Annotated in this window: 1 protein-coding gene; it reads right to left on the minus strand. The window is 63.6% G+C overall.

Annotated features, from left to right (window positions below):
• The coding region (locus ABEA10_RS42695; protein ID WP_345474060.1) for a type I polyketide synthase at positions 1-3767 on the minus strand (3767 nt) is incomplete at both ends.

Here is a 3767-nt window from a genome sequence, read left to right on the forward strand (position 1 = left end):
GATTTCGCCGATGGAGTGGCCGGTGAGGTAGTGGGGGGTGATGCCGTGGTGGGTGAGGAGGCGGTAGAGGGCGACTTGGATCGCGAAGGTGGCCGGCTGGGTGTAAAGCGTGATGTGTAGCAGTTGGGCTTGGGGTGTGTCCGGTTCGGCGAAGATGATGGTGTGGAGGTCGTGGGGGAGGTGTTTGTTGAGGTGGGTGATGGTTTCGTCGAGGGCGGTTTTGTAGGTGGGGTGGGTTTGGTAGAGGTCGTGTCCCATGCGGGGCCATTGGGCGCCTTGGCCGGTGAAGCAGAAGGCGAGTTTTCCCGGTGGTGCCGGGTCCGGCGGTGTGGTGGTGAGGTTGGGGTGGGGTTGGTTGTCGGCGAGGGCGTGTAGGGCGGTGGTGAGGTCGGTGATCGTGTTGCCGGTGATGACGGCGCGGTGTTGGAAGGTGGCACGGCTGGTGGTGAGAGTGTGAGCGATGCCGATCGGGTTCAGATCGGGGTGGTGTTCGATGTGGTCGGCGAGGCGGCGGGCCTGTTCACGGAGCGCAGGGAGGGTTTTCGCTGAGAGCGGCCAGGCGATCAGACTGGTGTGAGTGGTTGGGGTGGGTTCGTGGGCCCTCGAGGCCGTGGGTTCGGGTTGTTCGAGGATGAGGTGGGCGTTGGTGCCGCTGATTCCGAAGGAGGACACTGCGGCGCGGCGGGGACGGTTCGTCTCGGGCCAGGGGCGGGCCTGGGTGAGGAGGGTGACGGCGCCGGTGTCCCAGTCGATTTCAGGGTTGCCGTCCTCGGTGTGGAGGGTTTTGGGTAGGTGGCCGTGCTGGATGGCTTGGACCATTTTGATGACGCCGGCGATGCCTGCGGCGGCTTGGGTGTGGCCGATGTTGGATTTGATGGAGCCGAGGTAGAGGGGCTGGTCGGTGCGGCTCTGTCCGTAGGTGGCGAGGAGGGCGTTGGCTTCGATGGGGTCACCCAATGCCGTGCCGGTGCCGTGGGCTTCGACCACGTCGACCTGGTCGGGGGTGACTCCGGCGTTGGTGAGGGCCTGGCGGATGACGCGTTCTTGAGAGGGCCCGTTCGGCGCGGTCAGGCCGTTGCTGGCGCCGTCCTGGTTGACGGCTGAGCCTTTGATGATGGCGAGGATCCGGCGGTTGTTCTTTTTTGCGTCTGATAGGCGTTCTAGGAGGAGGAGTCCGGCGCCTTCGGCGCCGATGGTGCCGTCGGCGGTGGCGGAGAAGGGTTTGCATCGTCCGTCGTGGGCGAGGCCGCGTTGTCGGCTGAATTCGATGAAGAGGCCGGGGGTGGACATGACGGTGACGCCGCCGGCCAGAGCGAGGTCGCATTCGCTGTTGCGGAGTGCCTGCGCGGCCAGATGGAGGGCGACCAGTGATGACGAGCACGCTGTATCCACCGTGACTGCTGGGCCTTGGAGCCCGAGAGTGTAGGAGATACGCCCGGAGGCGATGCTTGCGGCGGTGCCGTTGCCGAGGTGCCCTTCGAGGTCGTGGGGTGTTTGGTGAAGCCGGCTGGCGTAGTCGTTGTACATGACGCCGGTGTAGACGCCGGTTTGGGTGTTGGTGAGGGTGGTGGGGTTGATGCCGGCGTTTTCGATGGTTTCCCAGGCGATTTCGAGGAGGAGTCGTTGTTGGGGGTCCATTGCGGTGGCTTCGCGTGGGGAGATGCCGAAGAATGCGGCGTCGAATTGGTCGGCGTCGTGGAGGAATCCGCCTTCCCGGGCGTAGGACTTACCGGGGGCGTCGGGGTCGGGGTCGTACAGTTCCTCTAGGTTCCAGCCTCGGTTGTCGGGGAATGGTGTGATGGCGTCGATGCCTTGGTCGACCAGTTCCCACAATTCTTCTGGTGAGGTGACGCCTCCGGGGTAGCGGCAGCCCATTGCCACGATCGCGATGGGTTCGGTGGTGGTCTTGTGGATGGTGGTTGTGGTGGTGTTGTTCTCGCCGGTGAGTTGGTGGTGCAGGTAGGTCGCCAGGGCCTGTGGTGTGGGGTGGTCGAAGATGAGGGTGGCGGGCAGGCGTAGTCCGGTCACCGTGGCGAGGCGGTTGCGGATCTGGATGGCGGTCAGTGAGTCGAACCCCAGCTCTTTAAAGGTCTGGGTGTCGACGATGGCCGCCGGGTCGGCGTGGCCCAGGACCGTCGCGGTGGCAACCCGGACCAGATCGACTAGCTCGTCGGAGGTGAGAGACGACGCGGGCTTGTCCTGCACTGCGGAGGAGGCGACACGTTGGGGCGAGGCGGTGAGGAAGCCTCGTAGCAGTGGGTGGGGATTGGTCGTTCTGGTGTTGATATTGGCGGGGATCAGGTGGGGCTCAGGGTGGATGAGTGTCTCGTCGAGGAGTTGGAGTGCTTGGTCGGTGGTGAGTGGGGTGATGCCGTTGGTGGTGATGCGTTGGTGGTCGGTGGTGGTGAGGTGGGCGGTCATGTTGCTGGTTTGTTGCCAGAGTCCCCAGGCGAGGCTGGTGGCGGGGAGTCCTTGTGTGTGGCGGTGGTGGGCGAGGGCGTCTAGGAAGGTGTTGGCGGCGGCGTAGTTGGCTTGGCCTGGGGAGCCGAGGGTGCCGGCGAGTGAGGAGAACAGGACGAACGCCGACAGATCCATTTCTTTGGTCAGCTGGTGTAGGTGCCAGGCCGCGTCAACCTTGGGCGTGAGGACGGCGTCGAGTTGCTCGTTGGTGAGCTGGGTGAGGGTGGCGTCCCGCAGCGTGCCCGCGGCGTGGATGACCGCGGTGAGCGGATGCTGATGCGGGATGGTGGCCAGCAGTTCGGTAAGGGCCTCTGGCTTGGAGGTGTCGCAGCTGGTGATGGTGACCTGGGCGCCGTGTTCGGTGAGTTCTTGGTGGAGTTCGGTGGCGCTGGGTGCGTGGGGTCCGGAGCGGCTGGCCAGCAGGAGGTGGCGGGCGTTGTGTTGGTTGACGAGGTGGCGTGCGACGGTTGTGCCGAGGGCTCCGGTTCCGCCGGTGATGAGGATTGTGCCTTCGGCGTTGAGCCCGGTCGGGTCATCGTTGGCGGGCGTGGCGCGGACAAGTCGTGGGGTGAGGGCGCGGTTGTCGCGGATGGCGATCTGGGGTTCGCCGCTGGCGATCGCGGCGGCAAGTTCGGTGGTGGGGCGATCGAGGTCGATGAGCGTGATCCGGCCGGGATGCTCGGTTTGGGCGGTACGGACCAGTCCCCATACCGCGGCTTGAGCCAGGTTCCCCACAGGGTCGTCTTCGCTGGTGGAGACGGCACCTCGCGTCACAACGATCAGACGGCAGTCGACCAGTCGTTCTTCTCTTAAAAAGTCCCGAAGGAAGTCCATTGCATGGAGGCTCAGGCGATGGACATCCGCGGGAATATCGGTGCGCAGGCTGGATGGGCATTTCCAGATGGCAACATCAGATGCCCGAGTCTCGTCCTTGCCGGCAACGATAAATGTTTCTAGGTCAGAGTGAACGCTGACACTTGGGCCTGGGATGGAATCAGCCAACTCTGATTCGGGCTCATCGAAAATGATATAAGAACTGGTCGATTCTGGCGCAATCTTAAGCCTAATGGGGTCCCATCGAAGTTCGAAGAGGGAATTTGAGCGACCTCTTTCGATTATGGTGAGCTGCTCACTCGTGATGGGTCGTGACTTAAGTAGGCCAACGTTGACCACCTGGCGGCCGACGTCATCGGCGGCGGTGATGTGGTATTCGTCGTCGTTTGTGGAATGCAGATGAACGCGGAGTGCTTTGGTGTTGGTGTTGTTGATGGTGACGTTTTGCCAGGTGAAGGGTAGTTGAGTTGGCT

Source organism: Actinoallomurus oryzae (genome assembly GCF_039541955.1).
GTDB lineage: Bacteria > Actinomycetota > Actinomycetes > Streptosporangiales > Streptosporangiaceae > Actinoallomurus > Actinoallomurus oryzae.